At 70.2% G+C, this 17,736-nt stretch carries 20 protein-coding genes and 1 tRNA gene; 9 read left to right on the top strand and 12 right to left on the bottom strand.

Annotated elements, in window-relative coordinates:
* Positions 1–61: 61 nt before the first annotated feature.
* Together KAK07_RS03225 and KAK07_RS03220 are read left to right on the top strand one after the other, a co-directional pair.
* The gene (locus KAK07_RS03225; RefSeq protein ID WP_210859085.1) at positions 62–1,351 is read left to right on the top strand and encodes an aspartate kinase; all 1,290 of its coding nucleotides are present in this window, start codon (positions 62–64) and stop codon (positions 1,349–1,351) included.
* A gap of 34 nt (positions 1,352–1,385) precedes the next feature.
* Positions 1,386–1,479 (top strand) — tRNA-Ser (locus KAK07_RS03220).
* A 99-nt stretch (positions 1,480–1,578) separates the two neighbouring features.
* Here the strand turns inward: KAK07_RS03220 and KAK07_RS03215 are convergent.
* The 8 genes from KAK07_RS03215 to mltG all read right to left on the bottom strand — a co-directional run bounded on the left by KAK07_RS03215 (position 1,579) and on the right by mltG (position 7,020).
* Entirely contained in the window at positions 1,579–1,923 is a 345-nt protein-coding gene (locus tag KAK07_RS03215; RefSeq protein ID WP_210859083.1) for a hypothetical protein, read from the bottom strand.
* Positions 1,924–2,113: 190 nt separating this feature from the next.
* Positions 2,114–2,341 carry a hypothetical protein gene (locus tag KAK07_RS03210; RefSeq protein ID WP_210853980.1) on the bottom strand — a complete coding sequence of 76 codons (228 nt, stop codon included), beginning with the start codon at positions 2,339–2,341 and terminating at the stop codon, positions 2,114–2,116.
* Positions 2,342–2,488: 147 nt separating this feature from the next.
* Complete coding sequence (locus tag KAK07_RS03205) at positions 2,489–3,154, bottom strand: ankyrin repeat domain-containing protein (protein ID WP_210859081.1); 666 nt, start codon at positions 3,152–3,154, stop codon at positions 2,489–2,491.
* Positions 3,151–3,948, bottom strand: coding sequence for a TatD family hydrolase (locus KAK07_RS03200; RefSeq protein ID WP_210859079.1), 798 nt, complete (start codon positions 3,946–3,948; stop codon positions 3,151–3,153). Before KAK07_RS03200 ends, KAK07_RS03205 begins: the two co-directional genes overlap by 4 nt.
* Before the next feature lie 37 nt (positions 3,949–3,985).
* Entirely contained in the window at positions 3,986–4,363 is a 378-nt protein-coding gene (locus KAK07_RS03195) for a PilZ domain-containing protein (protein WP_210853983.1), read from the bottom strand.
* Positions 4,360–5,409 (bottom strand): DNA polymerase III delta subunit-related protein, encoded by a 1,050-nt coding sequence (locus tag KAK07_RS03190; protein ID WP_210859077.1) that lies wholly within the window; start codon positions 5,407–5,409, stop codon positions 4,360–4,362. The genes KAK07_RS03195 and KAK07_RS03190 overlap by 4 nt, the downstream gene beginning before the upstream one ends.
* Before the next feature lies 1 nt (position 5,410).
* A complete protein-coding gene (gene tmk, locus KAK07_RS03185) occupies positions 5,411–6,025 on the bottom strand; it encodes a dTMP kinase (RefSeq protein WP_210853985.1) in 615 nt (204 codons plus the stop codon).
* Positions 6,022–7,020, bottom strand: coding sequence for an endolytic transglycosylase MltG (gene mltG, locus KAK07_RS03180; protein ID WP_210853986.1), 999 nt, complete (start codon positions 7,018–7,020; stop codon positions 6,022–6,024). Before mltG ends, tmk begins: the two co-directional genes overlap by 4 nt.
* Before the next feature lie 67 nt (positions 7,021–7,087).
* Between mltG and ygfZ the strand changes: the two genes are divergently transcribed.
* Genes ygfZ through KAK07_RS03165 form a run of 3 tightly spaced genes read left to right on the top strand, consistent with a single transcriptional unit; the run spans position 7,088 to position 9,283 of the window.
* Positions 7,088–8,014 carry a CAF17-like 4Fe-4S cluster assembly/insertion protein YgfZ gene (gene ygfZ, locus KAK07_RS03175; RefSeq protein WP_210859075.1) on the top strand — a complete coding sequence of 309 codons (927 nt, stop codon included), beginning with the start codon at positions 7,088–7,090 and terminating at the stop codon, positions 8,012–8,014.
* Positions 8,004–8,342 carry a DUF4936 family protein gene (locus KAK07_RS03170; protein ID WP_210859072.1) on the top strand — a complete coding sequence of 113 codons (339 nt, stop codon included), beginning with the start codon at positions 8,004–8,006 and terminating at the stop codon, positions 8,340–8,342. Before ygfZ ends, KAK07_RS03170 begins: the two co-directional genes overlap by 11 nt.
* Entirely contained in the window at positions 8,333–9,283 is a 951-nt protein-coding gene (locus KAK07_RS03165) for an NRDE family protein (protein ID WP_210853989.1), read from the top strand. Before KAK07_RS03170 ends, KAK07_RS03165 begins: the two co-directional genes overlap by 10 nt.
* Positions 9,284–9,329: 46 nt before the next feature.
* Here the strand turns inward: KAK07_RS03165 and KAK07_RS03160 are convergent, their stop codons facing one another.
* Positions 9,330–10,187 (bottom strand): YbgC/FadM family acyl-CoA thioesterase, encoded by an 858-nt coding sequence (locus KAK07_RS03160; RefSeq protein WP_210859070.1) that lies wholly within the window; start codon positions 10,185–10,187, stop codon positions 9,330–9,332.
* On the bottom strand, positions 10,184–11,098 hold the full coding sequence (locus KAK07_RS03155) for an alpha/beta hydrolase (RefSeq protein WP_210854034.1): 915 nt from the start codon (positions 11,096–11,098) through the stop codon (positions 10,184–10,186). The genes KAK07_RS03160 and KAK07_RS03155 overlap by 4 nt, the downstream gene beginning before the upstream one ends.
* Before the next feature lie 95 nt (positions 11,099–11,193).
* Here KAK07_RS03155 and gbd point away from each other — a divergent pair, with 95 nt between their 5' ends.
* The gene (gene gbd / locus KAK07_RS03150) at positions 11,194–12,342 is read left to right on the top strand and encodes a 4-hydroxybutyrate dehydrogenase (RefSeq protein ID WP_210853991.1); all 1,149 of its coding nucleotides are present in this window, start codon (positions 11,194–11,196) and stop codon (positions 12,340–12,342) included.
* Positions 12,343–12,420: 78 nt separating this feature from the next.
* On the opposite strand, the gene aceA is transcribed toward gbd, so the two are convergent.
* On the bottom strand, positions 12,421–13,737 hold the full coding sequence (gene aceA / locus KAK07_RS03145) for an isocitrate lyase (protein ID WP_210802064.1): 1,317 nt from the start codon (positions 13,735–13,737) through the stop codon (positions 12,421–12,423).
* A 315-nt stretch (positions 13,738–14,052) separates the two neighbouring features.
* Here aceA and speB point away from each other — a divergent pair, with 315 nt between their 5' ends.
* Together speB and KAK07_RS03135 are read left to right on the top strand one after the other, a co-directional pair.
* Positions 14,053–14,985, top strand: coding sequence for an agmatinase (gene speB / locus KAK07_RS03140; protein WP_210859069.1), 933 nt, complete (start codon positions 14,053–14,055; stop codon positions 14,983–14,985).
* Between the two features lie 163 nt (positions 14,986–15,148).
* A complete protein-coding gene (locus KAK07_RS03135) occupies positions 15,149–15,694 on the top strand; it encodes a hemerythrin domain-containing protein (protein ID WP_210853993.1) in 546 nt (181 codons plus the stop codon).
* A gap of 50 nt (positions 15,695–15,744) precedes the next feature.
* Here the strand turns inward: KAK07_RS03135 and KAK07_RS03130 are convergent, their stop codons facing one another.
* Positions 15,745–16,224, bottom strand: coding sequence for an Lrp/AsnC family transcriptional regulator (locus KAK07_RS03130; protein WP_210859068.1), 480 nt, complete (start codon positions 16,222–16,224; stop codon positions 15,745–15,747).
* A gap of 210 nt (positions 16,225–16,434) precedes the next feature.
* Here KAK07_RS03130 and KAK07_RS03125 point away from each other — a divergent pair, with 210 nt between their 5' ends.
* Positions 16,435–17,730 carry an NAD(P)/FAD-dependent oxidoreductase gene (locus KAK07_RS03125; RefSeq protein ID WP_210853995.1) on the top strand — a complete coding sequence of 432 codons (1,296 nt, stop codon included), beginning with the start codon at positions 16,435–16,437 and terminating at the stop codon, positions 17,728–17,730.
* The last annotated feature ends 6 nt before the right edge of the window (positions 17,731–17,736 follow it).

Genomic DNA, 17,736 nt, shown 5'->3' with positions numbered 1-17,736 from the left:
GGTTTTTCGCCCGCCGCCGGCGTGCGCAGATCCCGCTTCGACCCACTCTTCCAATCCTTCCATGGCTTTGATCGTTCACAAGTACGGCGGCACGTCGATGGGCTCGACCGAGCGCATCCGCGGCGTCGCCAAACGCGTCGCCAAGTGGGCACGCGCCGGCCACCAGATGATCGTCGTTCCGTCGGCGATGAGCGGCGAAACCAACCGCCTGCTGGCCCTGGCCAAGGACGTGTCGCCAGCCCAGCAGACCGCGGCCATGCTGCGCGAACTGGACATGATCGCCTGCACGGGCGAACAGGTCTCGGTGGGTCTGCTGTCGCTGGCGCTGCAGGCCGAGGGCATGCAGGCCGTGAGCTACACCGGCTGGCAGGTGCCGGTGCGCACCGATTCGGCCTACACCAAAGCCCGCATCCAGAGCATCGACGACGCCCGCGTGCGCGCCGACCTGGCCGCCGGCCGCGTGGTGGTCATCACGGGTTTCCAGGGCGTGGACGAGGACAACAACGTCACCACGCTGGGCCGTGGCGGCTCGGACACCTCGGCCGTCGCGGTCGCCGCCGCGCTGAAGGCCGACGAGTGCCTGATCTACACCGATGTCGACGGCGTCTACACCACCGACCCGCGCATCGTGCCCGAGGCCAAGCGGCTGCACTCGATCAGCTTCGAGGAAATGCTGGAGATGGCCAGCCTGGGCTCCAAGGTGCTGCAGATCCGCTCGGTGGAGTTCGCCGGCAAGTACCGGGTGCCGCTGCGCGTGCTCTCCAGCTTCACGCCCTGGGACATCGACATCACTGAAGAGGCCGCATCCGGCACCCTGATCACCTTCGAGGAAGACGAAAAAATGGAACAAGCCGTTGTCTCGGGCATCGCCTTCAACCGCGACGAAGCCAAGGTCACCGTGCTGGGCGTGCCCGACAAGCCCGGCATCGCCTATTCGATCCTGGGCCAGGTGGCCGAGGCGAACATTGACGTCGACGTGATCATCCAGAACGTCTCGCACGACGGCAAGACCGACTTCTCGTTCACCGTGCACCGCAACGACTACCAGCGCACGCTGGACCTGCTCAAGACCAAGGTGCTGCCGGCCACCGGCGCCGCCGAGGTGCTGGGCGATGCCAAGATCTGCAAGGTGTCGATCGTCGGCATCGGCATGCGCAGCCACGCCGGCGTGGCCAGCACGATGTTCCGCGCGCTGAGCGAGGAGGGCATCAACATCCAGATGATCACCACCTCCGAGATCAAGACCTCGGTCGTGATCGACGAAAAGTACATGGAACTGGCCGTGCGCGCGCTGCACAAGGCCTTCGACCTGGACGCCTCGATCGAACCCACCGCCGAGAGCGCCGACTGAGGCCAATAATCAGGTTAGAATGCCAGCTTAGGTTGGAGACGTGACCGAGAGGCCGAAGGTGCTCCCCTGCTAAGGGAGTATGGGGTCAAAAAACTCCATCGAGGGTTCGAATCCCTCCGTCTCCGCCAACCAACGGCAAAGGCCCCGCATGAGTGATCGTGCGGGGCCTTTTTCCTGGGCGTGTCCTGGGCGTTCAGCCCGGAGGCGTGCAGGGACCTGGATCGGTGTCAGTCGGGGCCCGGCAGCCGGGCCCGCAGGTCCAGCAGTTCCTGGCGCACCGCGTCGGGGAAGCCGCGACGCCCGCCGCGGCGGTCGCACAGCAATTCGTCCAGGGCGGCAGCGGCCGCCACGGGATCGGGCCAGAGGGTGCTGAGCAGATTGGCCAGGCGCGGAAATCGCAGCGCCAGTTCGATCGGCCGGTCGTTGATCTCGAAGGACTGGATCCAGCGCACCGCACCGAAGGACAGCCGCAGGTCGCTGATCTCCAGCGCACGCCGTTGCCCGCTCGGCTCGTCCGGGCCGGGGTCTGTGGGCGTGTTGCCGCGGGAGGTGGAAGACAGGTGCACCGCCATGCTGGCGATGCTGCGCCGCTCGGCGGGGCAACGAAAAGCCCCTAGCTTGCGGCTCCCCCTAGATCGGCATCTGCGGCCGCTCCAAGAGTTTACATAATATACATTGTCGCGCTTATAGACGCGCGACGGAGTGGCGGCTCCAGGGTGGCCGATGCGCCACCCTCCAGGGCTGGCGCCCAGGCGGGCCGGCTCAGCTCAGCTCGTCCGCGTCGCAGGCCTCGGTGTCGTCCAACTCCACCGAGCGGTCGAACGCCGCCTGGTCGTCGATGACGATCTTCGGAATCAGGGGCTTGTCCAGCGGGCGGCAGACCCGGCGCTGCAGACGGTTCAGGCGCTCGGAGCGCTCGACCGCCTGGATGATGGCCTCGGGGTTCATCATCATGGTGAACGGGTTGCTGCGGGTCTGGGTGGAACGCATGGGACTCTCCTGGCGGGGGCCCCGTGGAACCGGAGCCGATGACCCAGACTGTAGAGAGGACCCTCGGCCGACAGTAGTCGGCGGCCCGACAAAGGGCTTGTCAGCGTTTGCCTGACAAGCGCGTCCGAAGCACGCCGTCGCCGGCGCTCAGCGCGCCGCGCCCGCCCGTTGGCGCTGCAGGCGCTCGAGCGTGGCGATCATCCAGTCGCGGTCGGCGCCGCGGGCGAAGTCCGCGGCATCCAGACCCAGGTTGTTGCGCGCGCCCAGGTCTGCGCCGCGCTCGACCAGCAGCATCACCGAGCGCTCCTCGCCGTAGCGTGCCGCCATCATCAGTGGCGTGCTGCCGTTGGCCGAACGCGCATTCACCGGTGCCCCCTTGTCCAGCAACAGGCGCACCGCGGCGACACTGGGGCCGGTGGCGGCGTAGTGCAAGGGCGACCAGCCCTCCTGGTGGATGGCCGCACCGCGGTCGATCAGACGCTGCATCCGGTCGATCTGGCCCTTCAGCGCCGCCATCATCAGCGGCGTTTCGCCCACCGCGTTGCGCTGGTCCAGCTGGATGCCGGGCCAGGCCAGCAGCAGATCGAACACCTGCGCGTTGTCCTCGCGCACCGCCAGGTACAGCGCGCACTGGCCCTGCTCGTTCAGCACATTGGGGTCCAGACCGCGCTGCAGCGCGGCTCGCACCCCGCTGACATTGTCGACATTCACGGCACGGAAGAAATCGACGTAGACATCGGCGCGCGCCGCGGGCGCGCCCAGCAGCAGCAGGGCCAGCGAACAGACGAGTCCGGCACGTCGCCAGGCGATCATGGATGCTCCTGCGGCAGCTGAACGCCAAACAGGCGCTCGAAGTTGCGGGCGCTGGCCTCGGCGATGGCCGCCACCTCGACGCCCCGCTCGCGGGCGATCTCGGCGGCCACATAGGGCACATAGGCCGGCGTGTTGGTCTTGCCGCGGTACGGCACCGGTGCCAGGTAGGGACTGTCGGTCTCGATCAGCAGACGATCCAGCGGCAGCATGCGGGCCACCTCGCGCAGCTCGCCCGCATTGCGGAAGGTCACGATGCCCGACAGCGACACGTGAAAGCCCAACTCCAGCGCCGAGCGGGCCACGGCCACGGTCTCGGTGAAGCAGTGGAACACCCCCCTCGCCCGCCCCTGCCCTTCCTCGCGCAGGATGGCCAGGGTGTCCTCGGAGGCACTGCGGGTGTGGATGATCAGCGGCAGGTCGGCGGCCAGCGCCGCCCGGATGTGCACCCGGAAGCGCTCGCGCTGCCAGGCCATGTCGGCGATGCTGCGGCCGTTCAGGCGGTAGTAGTCCAGCCCGGTCTCGCCGATCGCCACCACCCGCTCGTCACCGCGCGCCAGGCGCAGCAGCTCGTCGACGTCGGGCTCATGCACGTCCTCGTTGTCGGGGTGCACGCCCACGCTGGCCCACAGGTGCGGCGCGGTGTGCGCGATCGCGCTGACCTCGGGGAACTCCTCCACCGTGGTGCAGATGACCAGCGCCCCCCGCACCTGGGCTGCGCGCATGTCGCGCAGCACCTCGGGCAGGCGCTCGCGCAGCCCCGGAAAGCTCAGGTGGCAATGGGAATCGACAAACATGGGCAAGGGACGGGCTGCGCGCCGCGGCAGGCGCGGCTCAGATGGTCTGGGTCGGCTTGGACGAGGAGATCGAGGTGCCCAGCAGCTCCTCGATCTTCAGTTTCAGCAACCGGGTTTTCTCGTCCGAAGGGAATCGGACACCCACGCCCTGGGTGCGGCCACCGGGGGTGTTGGCCGGGGTGATCCAGCCCACCTTGCCGGCCACCGGGTAGCGCTGCGGGTCACCGGGCAGCGACAGCAGCAGATAGATGTCGTCACCCAGCTGGTACTCGCGGGTGGAGGGCACGAACAGGCCGCCTTCGCTGAACAGCGGAATGTAGGCGGCGTACAGCGCGCCTTTCTCGCGAAAGACGAGCTGGATCACGCTGGGGCGTGTGCCGGCGGCCGCTGCGGCGCGCGGTTCGTTGTCGCTCATGGGCGCAGTGTAGCCGGGCGCTGCGCTGCCGCACGGCGCGGGGACACGGCCGCCGCCGGGGCCAGCGCCGCCTGCCCCTGCAGCACCAGCGACTCGATCAGCAGACCGGCGTTCCAGGGGTGGTCCTGCTGACGCACCGCCTGGGCGAGCGCGCGCGACCAGGGCACCAGGGCCTCCAGCCGCAGCCGGGCAGGCAAGGCCTGGCGGTCGAAGTAGCGCGGCTCGCCGCCCACCGCCACCGCCATCGCGTCATGGCAGAGCTGCTGGAGCTGGCGCAAGGCGTCCGGCGGTGCCAGGGCGCTCAGGCTCTGGGCGTCGCCCTGGGCCACCTGGCGGGGCAGCGCGCGCCAGGCGTCAGCGCGCCAGCCCTGCTGCGCCGCCTGCCAGGCGCTCAGCGCCTGCCCTTGACAGGCGCGCAGCAGGTCGTCGGCGTCGTTCAGGCCCTGCTGCGACAGCCAGGCGCGCACCGGGGCATCTTCCGGGCTGGGCAGGCGCCAGCTCTGGCAGCGGCTGCGGATGGTGGGCAGCAGTTGGCCGGCGTCTTCGGTGCACAGCAGCAGGCGCAGACCGGCCGCCGGCTCTTCCAGCGTCTTGAGCAGGGCGTTGGCCGAGACCTCGTTCATCGCATCGGCCGGCGACAGCAGCAGCACCTTGCCGCGACCCCGGCCGCTGGTGGTGTGGCTCCAGTCGATCGCCTGGCGCACCTGCTCGACGCGGATGTCCTTGCTGGGCTTGCGCTTGCCGGCCTTGCCTTCGCCGTCGCCCTCCTCGCCGGCGGTCAGGCCCAGCGCCAGTTGCCAGGTCTCGGGCAGCACTGGCCGCAGGTCGGGGTGGGTCTGCTGGTCGGCCAGGTGGCAGCTGCCGCACTGGCCGCAGGGCCGCGGTCCGCCGGATTCACACAGCCAGGCGCGCGCCAGGCGCCAGCCCAGGGCCAGCAGGCCGTCGCCGAAGCGGCCTTGCAGGATCAGCGCATGGCCGCGCTGCTGCGCCAGCAACTGCGCCAGCGGGGCGTCCAGCCAGGGCATGGCCAGGGGTTCGAGGGTCATGTCAGCAGCGCTCAGCCAGGCAGGCCAGCACGGCCTGCCGGACCGTGTCGATCGGGTGGCCGGCGTCCAGGCGCACCAGGCGTGCCGGGGCTGCGGCGGCGCGGGCCGCGTAACCGCTGCGCACGCGGGCGAAGAAGTCGATGTCCTCACGCTCCAGGCGGTCGGCCTCGCGGGCCGCCGCGCGGCGCTGCGCGGCCACGTCGGGTGCCACATCGAACCACAGCGTCAGGTCCGGGTCCCTCCCCTGCTGCACCCAGGCCTCCAACTGGCCCAGCTGCGCCAGGTCGAAGCCCCGTCCGGCGCCCTGGTAGGCGAAGGTGGCGTCGGTGAAGCGGTCGCACAGCACGGTCTGGCCGGCGGCCAGCGCGGGCAGGATCACGCTGCGCAGGTGGTCGCGGCGGGCGGCAAACACCAGCAGCGCCTCGGTCAGGCCGTCCATGGGCCGGTGCAGGAACAGCTCGCGCAGCGACTCGGCCAGCGGCGTGCCGCCGGGTTCGCGCGTCAGGCGCACCTGGTGGCCGCGCTCGCGCAGCCACTCGGCGGCGGCCTCGATGTGCGAGGACTTGCCGGCGCCGTCGATGCCTTCGAAGGTGATGAATCGGGCGCCGCCACTCATGGGCTGCGCCGTCTCTGGAACTCGTTCACCGCGCGATTATGGTCGCTCAGTGAGTCGCTGAAGACGCTGCTGCCGTCGCCGCGCGCGACGAAGTACAGCGCCCGGCTGGCGGCGGGGCGGGCCACCGCCCGCAGCGAGGCCAGGCCCGGCATGGCGATCGGCGTGGGCGGCAGGCCGCGCCGGGTGTAGCTGTTGTAGGGCGTGTCGGTCTGCAGGTCGACCTTGCGCAGGTTGCCGTCAAAGCGCTCACCCAGGCCGTAAATCACGGTGGGATCGGACTGCAGAGGCATGCCGATGCGCAGGCGGTTGACGAAGACCGCCGCCACCATCGGCCGATCGGCCTCGCGACCGGTTTCCTTCTCGACCACCGAGGCCAGCACCAGCAGCTCCTCCGGGCTGGTCAGCGGCAGCTCGGGCATGCGTTCGGCCCAGGCGCTGTCCAGTCGGCGCTGCATTGCCTCGCGGGCGCGGCGCAGCACCGTCAGGTCGCTGACGCCGCGGCTGTAGACGTAGGTGTCCGGGAACAGCCGGCCTTCAGGCGAATCGGTGGCCAGGCCCAGCGCGGCGGCCACCTGGGCATCGCTCATGCCGGCGGTTTCCGGGCGCAGGTGTTCGGCCTGGGCCAGCGCCTGGCGCACCTGGCGCCAGTTCCAGCCCTCGATCAGGCGCACGGTCTGCATCGTCTGGTCGCCCCGGACCATCATCTCGAGCAGTTCACGCGGCGAGGTGGGCTGCTCAAGCGCATAGCTGCCGGCGCGGATGCGCCGCGCATCCCCCGAGCTGCGGAACCACCAGTACAGCGCCTGGGCATTCGTGTCGACGCCGGCGGCCACCCAGGCCTGGGCCACCTCGCGCGGCGAGGTGCCGGGCTCGATCGACACCTCCACCACGGCCTGCCGCAGCGCCAGCGGCTGGTGCAGCCACCAGGCCAGCGCCCCCCCGACGGCCAGCGCCACCAGGGCCAGTGCGGCCAGCAGATTACGGATCCATCTCATCAGGCGCGGGGCCTCGAATTCCAAGCCCGCCACCGGGCCATTTCGGGTGGCGATGATAATCGTCCGCATGAACGCGACGCCCACCTCCTCCGCCCCCGCCAACGGCGTTCAGCGCCTGGACGACTGGGCCCTGATCCACGCCAGCGGCGACGATGCCGGCAGCTTCCTGCAAGGGCAGCTGAGCAACGATGTGCTGGGCATGCAGCCGGGCGAAGCCCGCTGGGCCGGCTACTGCACCGCCAAGGGGCGGCTGATCGCCACCTTCCTGGTCGTGCGTCAGCCCGGCGGCGGCTACCTGCTGGCCTGCAGCGCCGACCTGCAGGCCGCCGTGCTCAAGCGCCTGCGGATGTTCGTGCTGCGCGCCAAATGCCAGCTGAGCGAACCGGCCTGGCGCGTCTGGGGGCTGCTGGGGGCCGCTGGCGTGCAAGCCGCAGGTGTGCCGCTGGAGCCGATGCGCGCCAGTGCCACCTCGAACGGCCTGGTGGTGCGGCTGCCCGACAGCCAGGGCCAGCCGCGCTGGCTGGCGGGCCTGTCCGAAGAGCATCCGCCGCTGGGCGAGCCCCTGCCGGCTGGCCTGTGGTCCTGGCTGGAGGTCTGCAGCGGCGTGCCCCGGGTGACGGCCGCGACCGCCGAGGCCTTTGTGCCGCAGATGGTGAACCTGGAACTGGTGGGCGGCGTGAGCTTCAAGAAGGGCTGCTACCCGGGCCAGGAGGTGGTGGCGCGCAGCCAGTACCGGGGCACGCTGAAGCGGCGCGCCCTGCTCTGGCACGGCGAAGCCCCGATGGCCGCCGGCCAGGAGGTGTTCTCGGCGGCCGATCCCGGCCAGCCCGCCGGCATGGTGGTGCTGGCCGCGCCGGCACCCACCGGCGGCTGGGACGCGCTGGTGGAGACCAAGCTCGACGCCGTGTCCGCCCCGCTGCACCACGGCGCGCCGGACGGCCCGGCGCTGGCCGCCCGCCCCCTGCCCTACGCGCTGCCGGCGGATGCCGCCTGATCGGGCCGGCCCGGTGCCCGGCACCGCCTGGTTCATCTACTATCGGGTGGCGCCGTCGCGCAGCGCCGAGTTGATGGCTGCGGCCCGCGGTCTGGTCGCCGAGGCCTGCGCCGCCTTCCCCGGGTTGCAGGGCCAGCTGATGCAGCGCCCGCTGCCCGACGCCGCGACCGGCGAGCTGACACTGATGGAGATCTACCACCTGCCCCCCGCGCTCAGCGCCCTGGACGAGGCCGCGCTGCGCGAGTGGCTGTCCCGCCGGGCCCAGGAACGCCTGGGCCACGCCCTGGCGGGCAGCCGCCACCTCGAGGTCTTCGTGCCATGTGCCTAGTGGCCCTGGCCCTGGACGCCCACCGGCGCTTCCCGCTGGTGCTGGCGGCCAACCGCGACGAGTTCTTCGAGCGCCCGGCCGCGCGCCTGGCCTGGTGGACACCGGAGGGCGGCGGCCCGGCGGTGCTCAGCGGGCGCGACCTGTCCGCCGGCGGCACCTGGCTGGGCCTGACTGCCGAGGGCCGCCTGGCCGTGGTCACCAATGTGCGCAAGCCGGTGGCGCCCGATCCGCAGGCGCCCTCGCGCGGTGGCATCGTGCTGCGCTGGCTGCGTGGCGACCAGCGGCCCGAGCAATTCTGGCCGTCGGTGGCGCTGTCGGGCCACCAGCCCTTCAACCTGCTGGCGGCCGATTTCCGCGAGGGCCTGAGCTTCTGGGCCAGCAGCGAGCAGGCCAGCCCGCGCCGCCTGGAGCGCGGCGTCGCCGGGCTCAGCAACGGGATGCTGGATGAGCCCTGGCCCAAGGTCCGGCGCCTGAAGGAGCGTATGCACGACGCGATCGACGTGGCGGCCTCGGTGGACGACCTGGCCAGCCGCCTGATGGCGGCCCTGGCCGATCGCCAGATCGCGCCCGACGATGAACTGCCCGACACCGGCATCGGCACCGAGCGCGAGCGCTGGTTGTCTTCGGCCTTCATCCGATCGCCCGATGGCCACTACGGCACCCGCTGCTCCACGCTGGTGATCACCGAGCGCCAGCCCAAGCACCTGGTCACCCATGTGTTCGAGCGCACCTTCACGTCGGGGCCCGGCCTGGCGCTGCTGCGCCACTCCACCTTGCACGACTGGCCGCCGAAGTACCGCCTGGACGATGACACCGAGCCTGAACGATCGGTGCGCGTGTCGCCGGTGGCCGAAGGCCAGCTGGCCGAACACCGGCCCGAGGCGGAACCCGTGCGCAAGCGCCGTGTGCGCAGCCTGCTGCGGCCGGCCGACAAGCTCTGAGCGCCGCGCGCGGGCCAGCGCCTGCGCCAGGTCGTTGGAGGCGCCCCTACAGCGGGCAGACCATCTCGATGTGGGCGATGCCCGCCTCCTCGAACTCCGGCCCGCGCGGCACGAAGCCGGCGCGCCGGTAGAAGCCCGCCGCGCTGGTCTGGGCATGCAGCAGCACCTCCCGGTCGCCGCGCTGGCGCGCCGCAGCCATCAGCGCATCCAGCACGTGGCGGCCGATCTGGCTGCCGCGCATCGGGCGCTGCACCGCCATGCGGCCGATCTTGGCCACGCCGGGCACGTGCTCCAGCAGCCGCCCGGTGGCCAGCGGCAGGCCGAAGCGGTTGAAGGCCACGGCATGCAGGCAGGCGGCATCGGCCGCGTCCCACTCCATGTCGGCGGGGATGCGCTGCTCCTGCACGAAGACCTGCTGGCGGATCGCACCGGCCTCGCGGCCCAGTTCGTCCCAGGTGCCCACGCGCACCTCGACCATCGCCTCGCCGGCCTCGAAGCCCTGCAGCACACGGCGCAGGTCGGGCGGCACCGGCAGCGACTTCTTCGCCACCGGGTCAGCGAAGACATAGACCAGCTCGCCGCTGACCAGCAACTCCTCGCCGCGGAACACGCCGCTGACCCAGCGCATCGACGAGTTGCCGATCTGCTCGCAGCGGATGCCGGTCTCGATCGCGTCGTCGTACTCGGCCGAGGCGTGGTACTCCAGCGTCGCCTTGCGCACGTACAGATCGCCGCCCAGGGCGTCCATGGTGGCGTGGTAGGGCAGCGCCAGCGCGCGCCAGTAGCCCGCCACCGCGGTGTCCATGTACATCAGGTAGTGGCCGTTGAAGACGATCTTCTGCAGGTCCACCTCGGCCCAGCGCACGCGCTGGCGGTCCAGAAAACGGAAATCGGCGCGTTTCATGCGTTCCAGGCCTTTCGCAGGGCATCGGCCGCCACCTGCTGGGCCTGGCCGGCCTCCTTCAGGATGCGGCCCATCTTGATGAAGTCATGGGTCAGGCCCCGGTACAGCTCCAGCTCGACCGGCACGCCGGCCAGACGCAGCCGGTCGGCGTAGGCCAGACCTTCATCGACCAGCGGGTCGCACTCGGCCAGCAGCACGCAGGCCGGGGCCACGCCGTCCACGTCGGGGGCCAGCAGCGGGGCGAAGCGCCAGTCGCTGCGGTGGTGGCGGTCGATGTAGTGGTCGAAGAACCAGGCGATGGCCGCCGCATCGAGCAGAAAGCCATTGGCGAACAGGGTGTGCGAGCCGGTGTCGGCATGCGCGGTGGTGCCGGGCGTGATCAGCAGTTGCAGGGCCAGCGGCAGGCCGGCGTCGCGGGCCTGCAGCGCCGCCACCGCGGCCAGCGTCCCGCCGGCGCTGTCGCCGCCGACGGCGATGCGGGTACCGTCCAGGCCCAGGCTGGCAGCGCCCTCGTCGATCAGCCAGCGCAGCGCGCTGACGCAGTCGTCCACCGCGGTGGGAAAGCGGTGCTCCGGCGCCAGCCGGTAGTCCAGCGACAGCACCGCGCCACCGCTGCGCAGCGCCAGCTGGCGGCACAGGCTGTCGTGGGTCTCCAGCCCGCCGATCACGAAGCCGCCACCATGCAGATACAGCAGCAGCGGCAACCGCTCGGTCGAGGGCGCATACAGGCGCGCGGCCAGCAGGGCCCCACCGGCGCCGGGCACCTGCAGATCCTCCACCCGCGGCAGCGGCGCGCGCGGCGGCTCCAGCACCTCGGCGCCAGCAACATAGGCACGCCGGGCGTCTTGCGGCGACAGCGTGTGGAAGGGCGGGCGCTTGGCGCGCTGGATCCGCTCCAGGATGCCGGCCATGGCCGGCGTCAGCAGGTGGGTACTCAAGGAAAGTCTCGGGGGCACGGGGGCGCAGGCCTGAGCATACTGTGCCCTCCTCCATCCCGAACTCCGTCATGGCCCGCATCCTGTACCTCACCCAGATCGACATCGACTTCGGCGTGGTCGCGCAACTGCCTGCCGAATGCGCGCGCATCGGCATCCGCCGCCCGCTGGTGGTCACCGACCCGGGTGTGCGCGCCGCCGGTGTGCTGGACCAGGCGCTGGCCGCGCTGGGCGAGGTGCCGCATGCGGTGTTCGACCGCACGCCGTCCAACCCCACCGAGGCGGCGGTCCGGGCGGCGGTGTCGCAGTACCGCGATGAAGGCTGCGACGGCCTGATTGCCGTGGGCGGCGGCTCAAGCATCGACCTGGCCAAGGGCGTGGCAATCGCCGCCACCCACGAGGGCCCGCTGAAGACCTACGCCACGATCGAGGGTGGCAGCCCGAAGATCACCGACCGCGTGGCGCCGCTGATCGCCGTGCCCACCACCGCCGGCACCGGTAGCGAGGTGGCACGCGGCGCCATCATCATCGTCGACGATGGCCGCAAGCTGGGCTTTCACAGCTGGCTGCTGCTGCCCAAGGCCGCACTGCTGGACCCGGCACTCACGCTGGGCCTGCCGCCCGCATTGACGGCTGCCACCGGCATGGACGCGCTGGCGCATTGCTTCGAAACCTTCATGGCCGCGGCGGTGAACCCGCCCGCGGATGGCATCGCGCTGGACGGCCTGGCACGTGGCTGGGCCCACATCGAGCGCGCCACCCGTGACGGCCAGGACCGCGAGGCGCGCTGGCAGATGATGAGCGCCAGCATGCAGGGCGCGATGGCCTTCCAGAAGGGCCTGGGCGCGGTGCACAGCCTGAGCCACAGCCTGGGCGGCGTGAACCCGCGCCTGCACCACGGCACGCTCAACGCGATGTTCCTGCCCGCCGTGATCCGCTTCAACGCGGGTGCCGACAGCATCCAGCGCGAGCGGCGTCTGCAGCGCATGGCGCAGGCCATCGGCCTGCCGGGCTGTGACAGCCAGGGCACCGAGCTGGCCGAGGCCGTGCGCGAACTGAACGCCCGGCTGGGCCTGCCCAGCGGTCTGGGCGCGCTGGGCGTGACACCGGAGTTGTTCGACCGCGTGATCACTGGCGCGATGGCCGACCATTGCCACGGCACCAACCCGCGTGTGGCCACGGCCGACGAGTACCGCGAGATGCTGCACGCCTCGCTGTGAGTCGCCCATGAAAAAAGCCCGGCCGCTGGTGGCGGCCGGGCCCGGGTGCGCCTGCGGTCGGCAGGCGACTTCAATCGATCAGTGGAACTGCTCTTCCTCGGTCGAGCCGGTCAGCGCTTTGACGCTGGACGAGCCGCCCTGGATGACGGTGGTCACGTCGTCGAAGTAGCCGGCGCCGACTTCCTGCTGGTGCGACACGAAGGTGTAGCCGCGGTCGCGGGCCGCGAATTCCGGCTCCTGCACCTGGTTCACGTAGTGCTTCATGCCTTCGCCGCGGGCGTAGTCGTGGGCGAACTGGAAGGTGTTGTACCAGTTGATGTGGATGCCGGCCAGCGTGATGAACTGGTACTTGTAGCCCAGCGCCGAGAGGTCTTCCTGGAACGAGGCGATCTGCTTGTCGTCCAGGTTCTTCTTCCAGTTGAACGAGGGCGAGCAGTTGTAGCTCAGCAGCTTGCCCGGGCAGGCGGCGTGCACGGCCTGCGCGAACTCGCGGGCGAAGCCGATGTCGGGCACGCCGGTCTCGCACCACACCAGGTCGGCGTAGGGCGCGTAGGCCACGCCACGGCTGATGGCCTGCTCCAGACCGTTCTTCACGCGGTAGAAGCCTTCCTGGGTGCGCTCGCCGGTCAGGAAGGGCTTGTCGTTGGCGTCGTGGTCGCTGGTGATCAGGTTGGCGGCCTCGGCGTCGGTGCGGGCCAGCACGATGGTCGGCACGCCCATGACGTCGGCGGCGAAGCGCGCGGCGATCAGCTTCTCGATGGCTTCCTGGGTCGGGACCAGCACCTTGCCGCCCATGTGGCCGCACTTCTTGACAGCGGCCAGTTGGTCTTCGAAGTGCACGCCGGCAGCGCCCGCGGCGATCATGTTCTTCATCAGCTCGAAGGCGTTGAGCACGCCGCCGAAACCGGCTTCCGCGTCAGCGACGATCGGCAGGAAGTAGTCGACGAACTGCTCGTCGCCCGGGTTGATGCCACGGCTCCACTGGATCTCGTCGGCACGCTTGAAGGTGTTGTTGATGCGGCGGACCATGGTGGGCACCGAGTCGTACGCGTAGAGCGACTGGTCGGGGTACATGGTTTCGCTGGTGTTGCCATCGGCGGCGACCTGCCAGCCCGACAGGTACACGGCCTCCAGGCCGGCCTTGGCCTGCTGCATCGCCTGACCGGCGGTGATCGCGCCGAAGGCATTGACGTAGCCCTTCTTGGCGCCGCCGTTGACCTTCTCCCACAGCTTCTCGGCACCACGCTGGGCCAGCGTGTACTCGGGCTGCAGGCTGCCGCGCAGGCGCACCACGTCAGCCGCGCTGTAGCCGCGCTTGACGAGCTTCCAGCGGGGGTTCTCGGCCCAGTCCTTTTCGAGGGCGGCGATCTGTTGTTCGCGGGTCAGTCGGGTCATCAATGCTCTCCTGGCAAGGGGGAAGTGAGGATCAAGATGGGCGTTAGCTTAACCCGAGCCACAGACCTGCGAACACTTGTGTCTTATATAAGACTACTTTTTCATCTCAATAAAAACAACAACTTATCCATCATCTTCCGCAGTGTGAAAGCCAATTTTTCGAAATGAGAAATTTTGCGGCATCGCAGCATCGCTGCATTTCACATGGCGCAACCGTCATTTCGTCATGGTAAACACGCATCCCCGCTCCGCCCACCAGGCGCTGCCTACACTTCCACCCCTTCCCCGACACGGCGGACACCCCGCCCAGCGTTCATGACCGGATTCGCCTACCTGGCGCAGACCAGCTTCCTGCGCTGCCCGAGCACCCATGCCGCGCCCGCAGCGCCTTTCGCAGTGGCCGGCCTGGCCTGGGACGGCAGCGTGACCAACCGACCCGGCGCCCGCTTCGCACCGGCAGCCATCCGCCAGGCCAGCCACACGCTGTGCGACGGCACCCATCCGCTGTTCGGGCTGGACCTCGACGGCGTGCTGGCCGACGCGGGCGACCTGCCGCTGCCCAACACCAGCCTGGAGGGCATGCGCGCCGCGCTGATGCCGCAGTTGCCGGCGCTGCTGCAGCGCCACCGCATGGCCTGGCTGGGGGGCGACCACTCGGTCACGCTGCCGCTGCTGCGCGCCTACCGTGCGCACCTGGGCCAGCCGCTGGGGGTGGTCCACTTCGATGCCCATTGCGACACCTGGGAAGACCATTTCGGCGAACCCAGCGGCCATGGCACCTGGGTCTGGGAAGCCATCCAGGAAGGCCTGGTCGATCCTGTCTGCTTCACCCAGATCGGCATCCGGTCGGCCGCGGTGCCGGAGGCGCGCGACTATGTCCGCACCCAGGGCGGTCAGATCTTCACCGCCCGCGACCTGCGGGGCCAGGACGGTCCGGCGGCGCTGGCGCCCGTGGTCCAGGCCATCCGGCGGCGCTGGGAGGCGCAGGGCCGCCCGCCGCTGTACCTGAGCCTGGACATCGACTGCCTGGATCCGGCCTTCGCCCCGGGCACCGGCACGCCCGAACCGGGCGGCCTGAGCAGCAGCCAGTTGCTGACCCTGGTCGAGGAGCTGTGTGCGCTGCCCTTTGTCGGCATGGACTGCGTCGAGGTGGCGCCGCCCTACGACCACGCCGAGCTGAGCAGCCTCGCCGCCGCCCATGCGGTGTGGACCTGGTTGTGCGGGCAGCGGCGCCTGGCCGGGCTGTAGTTCAGACGACCCAGGCTGGTGCCGCGCTGCGCTGCGCTGGTGCAGCCCACGCACCAGGGCGGCGCGGCGCACGACAGCCCCCAGGGCCTTTGACATCGGACAAGGGCGACGCCCGGACAGACCCGAAGAATGGGCCATCGCAACGTCGCCGGAGGATCCCACCATGGCCCAGGCCCTGACCCCCGAACTGCAGCGCCAGCTGCAGGCCCGCCTCGCTCCGTTCGAGGCGCTTGATGCCTGCCATGCCCGGGTGATCGAACACCTGCAGGTGCTCAACCGCCTGATCGACCACCTGGAGCGGCACAGCGTCGACCCGGCGGCGCGCCAGATGGCCGGCGCGGTGATGCGCTTCTTCGAGACCGAGGCGCACGAGCACCACCGCGACGAGGAGCGCACCGTGTTCCCGCCGCTGCTCAGCGGCCAGGATCTGGAGCTGGTGCGCCACGTCCAGCGCCTGCAGCTGGACCACGGCTGGCTGGAGGAAGACTGGCGCGAGCTGGCGCTGCAGCTCTCTGCGGTGGCCGATGGCTACAGTTGGTACGACCTGGACGCCCTGCGCGCCGGGGTCGAGGTCTTCACCGCCCTCTACCACGACCACATCGCGCTGGAGGAGTCGCTGATCTACCCGCAGGCCCGCCTGGCCCTGTCGGAAGAGGTGGACGGTCTGGGCCGGCGCCTGGCCGAGCAGCGCCGCGCCTTCATCGGCTGAGGCCGACCGGCGGCTGCCGCGCCAGGCCCTCCCGGTCGTGTGAACGGGCCCTACAGCGGCAGCGCGGTGGTCTTCTTCACGGTGCGCAGCACCAGCATCGAGTTCGACCGCTCCACGCCCGGCAGGCGCATCAGCACCTGGGTGTGGAAGCGCTCCAGGTCTTCCGCATCCCGGTAGGTGAAGCGGATCATGTAGTCGTTCGAGCCGGTCAGGTAGTAGCAGTCCAGGATCTGCGGCTCGTCGCGCACCGCCTGCTCGAAGGCTTCCAGCAGGCTGTTGGTCATCGACTCCAGGTTGATGATCGTGAAGCTGGTGCCGTGCTGGCCCACCGCCTTGGGGTTCAGCAGCGCCACCGTCTGGGCGATCACGCCCGCCTCCTCCAGCTGCTTCACGCGCCGCAGACAGGCCGACGGCGACAGGTGGACCCGCTGCGCCAGCTCCACATTGGAGAGCTTTCCGTTGTGCTGCAGCTGGGTCAGGATGGCCCGGTCAATCGCATCCAATTGCAGGCGGGGGGAGCTGTTTCGCATGATCGTGCAATCTTCGCACAGATCCTCGCATGAAATTGCGCCAGACCGGGTTCCTCCGGGGTCGGCGCGCAAGCACATTGCGCGTGCCGACGCCTACACTGCCTTCCAACGATTTTTCGGGGCAGCAGACTGATCGGCAATGATCTTGTTGGTCTGAAGCTTGCTCGATAGAGAACATCACCGCCAGAGGGCTTGCCTAGCGCATAACGTATGAGTTTCCTGAGCGTCGACCGCGATCTTGCCCGGCAGTCCTACTACGCTGCCACCGCCCCGCGCACCCAGACCTTTCCTGCCCTGCAGGGTGCGGTCGACTGTGATGTCGCCATCGTCGGCGGCGGTCTGGCCGGCCTGTGCGCGGCGCTGGACCTGGCCAAGCAGGGCCGGCAGGTGGTGCTGCTTGAGGCCCGCCAGGTGGGCTGGGGCGCCAGCGGCCGCAACGGTGGCCAGGCGATCCACGGTCTGGCCTGCGACCAGGAGACCATTGAAGCCCAGCTGGGTCTGGACGACGCCCGCCGTGTGTGGGACATGTCGCTCGAGGCCCTGGATCTGCTGCGCGAGCGCATCGCCCAGCACGGCATCGACTGCGACTGGCGCGATGGCTACCTGGGCGTGGCCACCTCGGCGGGCAAGGGCGCGGCGCTGACCGCCTGGGCCGAGCGCATGGCGCGTGTCTACGGTGCGCAGTTCACGCTGGTGGCCCCATCAGCCATTCAGGACTGGATCGCCAGCCCGCGCTACCACAGCGGTCTGCACGACCCGCGCTCCGGCCACCTGCATCCGCTGAAGTACGCACTGGGCATCGCCCGCGCCGCCGCCGCCGCGGGAGTACGCATCCACGAAGACAGCCCGGTCACCGCGCTGCAGCCCGGCGATGTCGTCCAGCTGAGCACCGCGCAAGGTCAGGTGCGGGCACGCCAGGTCCTGCTGGCCGGCAACGTCTACCTGCAGGGCGTGGCCCCGCAGCTGGAACAACGGATCATGCCGGTCGGCACCTACATCGTCTGCACCGAGACCCTGGACAGCGGTCTGGCCGACTCGCTGGTGCCCAGCCGCTCGGCGGTCTGCGACACCAACTTCGTGCTCGACTACTTCCGCACCACCAACGACCACCGCATGCTCTACGGCGGCCGCGTCAGCTACAGCACGATGACGCCGCCCAACCTGGCCGCCAGCATGCACCAGCGCATGGCCGGGACCTTCCCGCAACTGCGCGACGCGAAGATCGAGTTCGCCTGGGGCGGCTTTGTCGACATCACCATGAACCGCGCGCCCGATTTCGGCCGCCTGGGCAGCAACCTGTATTACCTGCAAGGCTTCTCGGGACACGGCCTGGCCTTGACCGGCCTGGCCGGCCGCCTGGTGGCCGAGGCGATGACCGGTGATGCCTCGCGCTTTGACGTCTTCGCCCGGCTCAAGCACCATCCCTTCCCGGGCGGTCGGCTGCTGCGCACGCCGGCCCTGGTGCTGGGCATGGCCTGGTACCGTCTGCGCGACCTGTTGGGATGAGCACGA

Origin of the sequence: Ideonella alba, from assembly GCF_018069875.1 — a bacterium.
Lineage (GTDB): Bacteria > Pseudomonadota > Gammaproteobacteria > Burkholderiales > Burkholderiaceae_C > Ideonella > Ideonella alba.
This window is presented reverse-complemented; position numbering and strand designations above follow the sequence as displayed.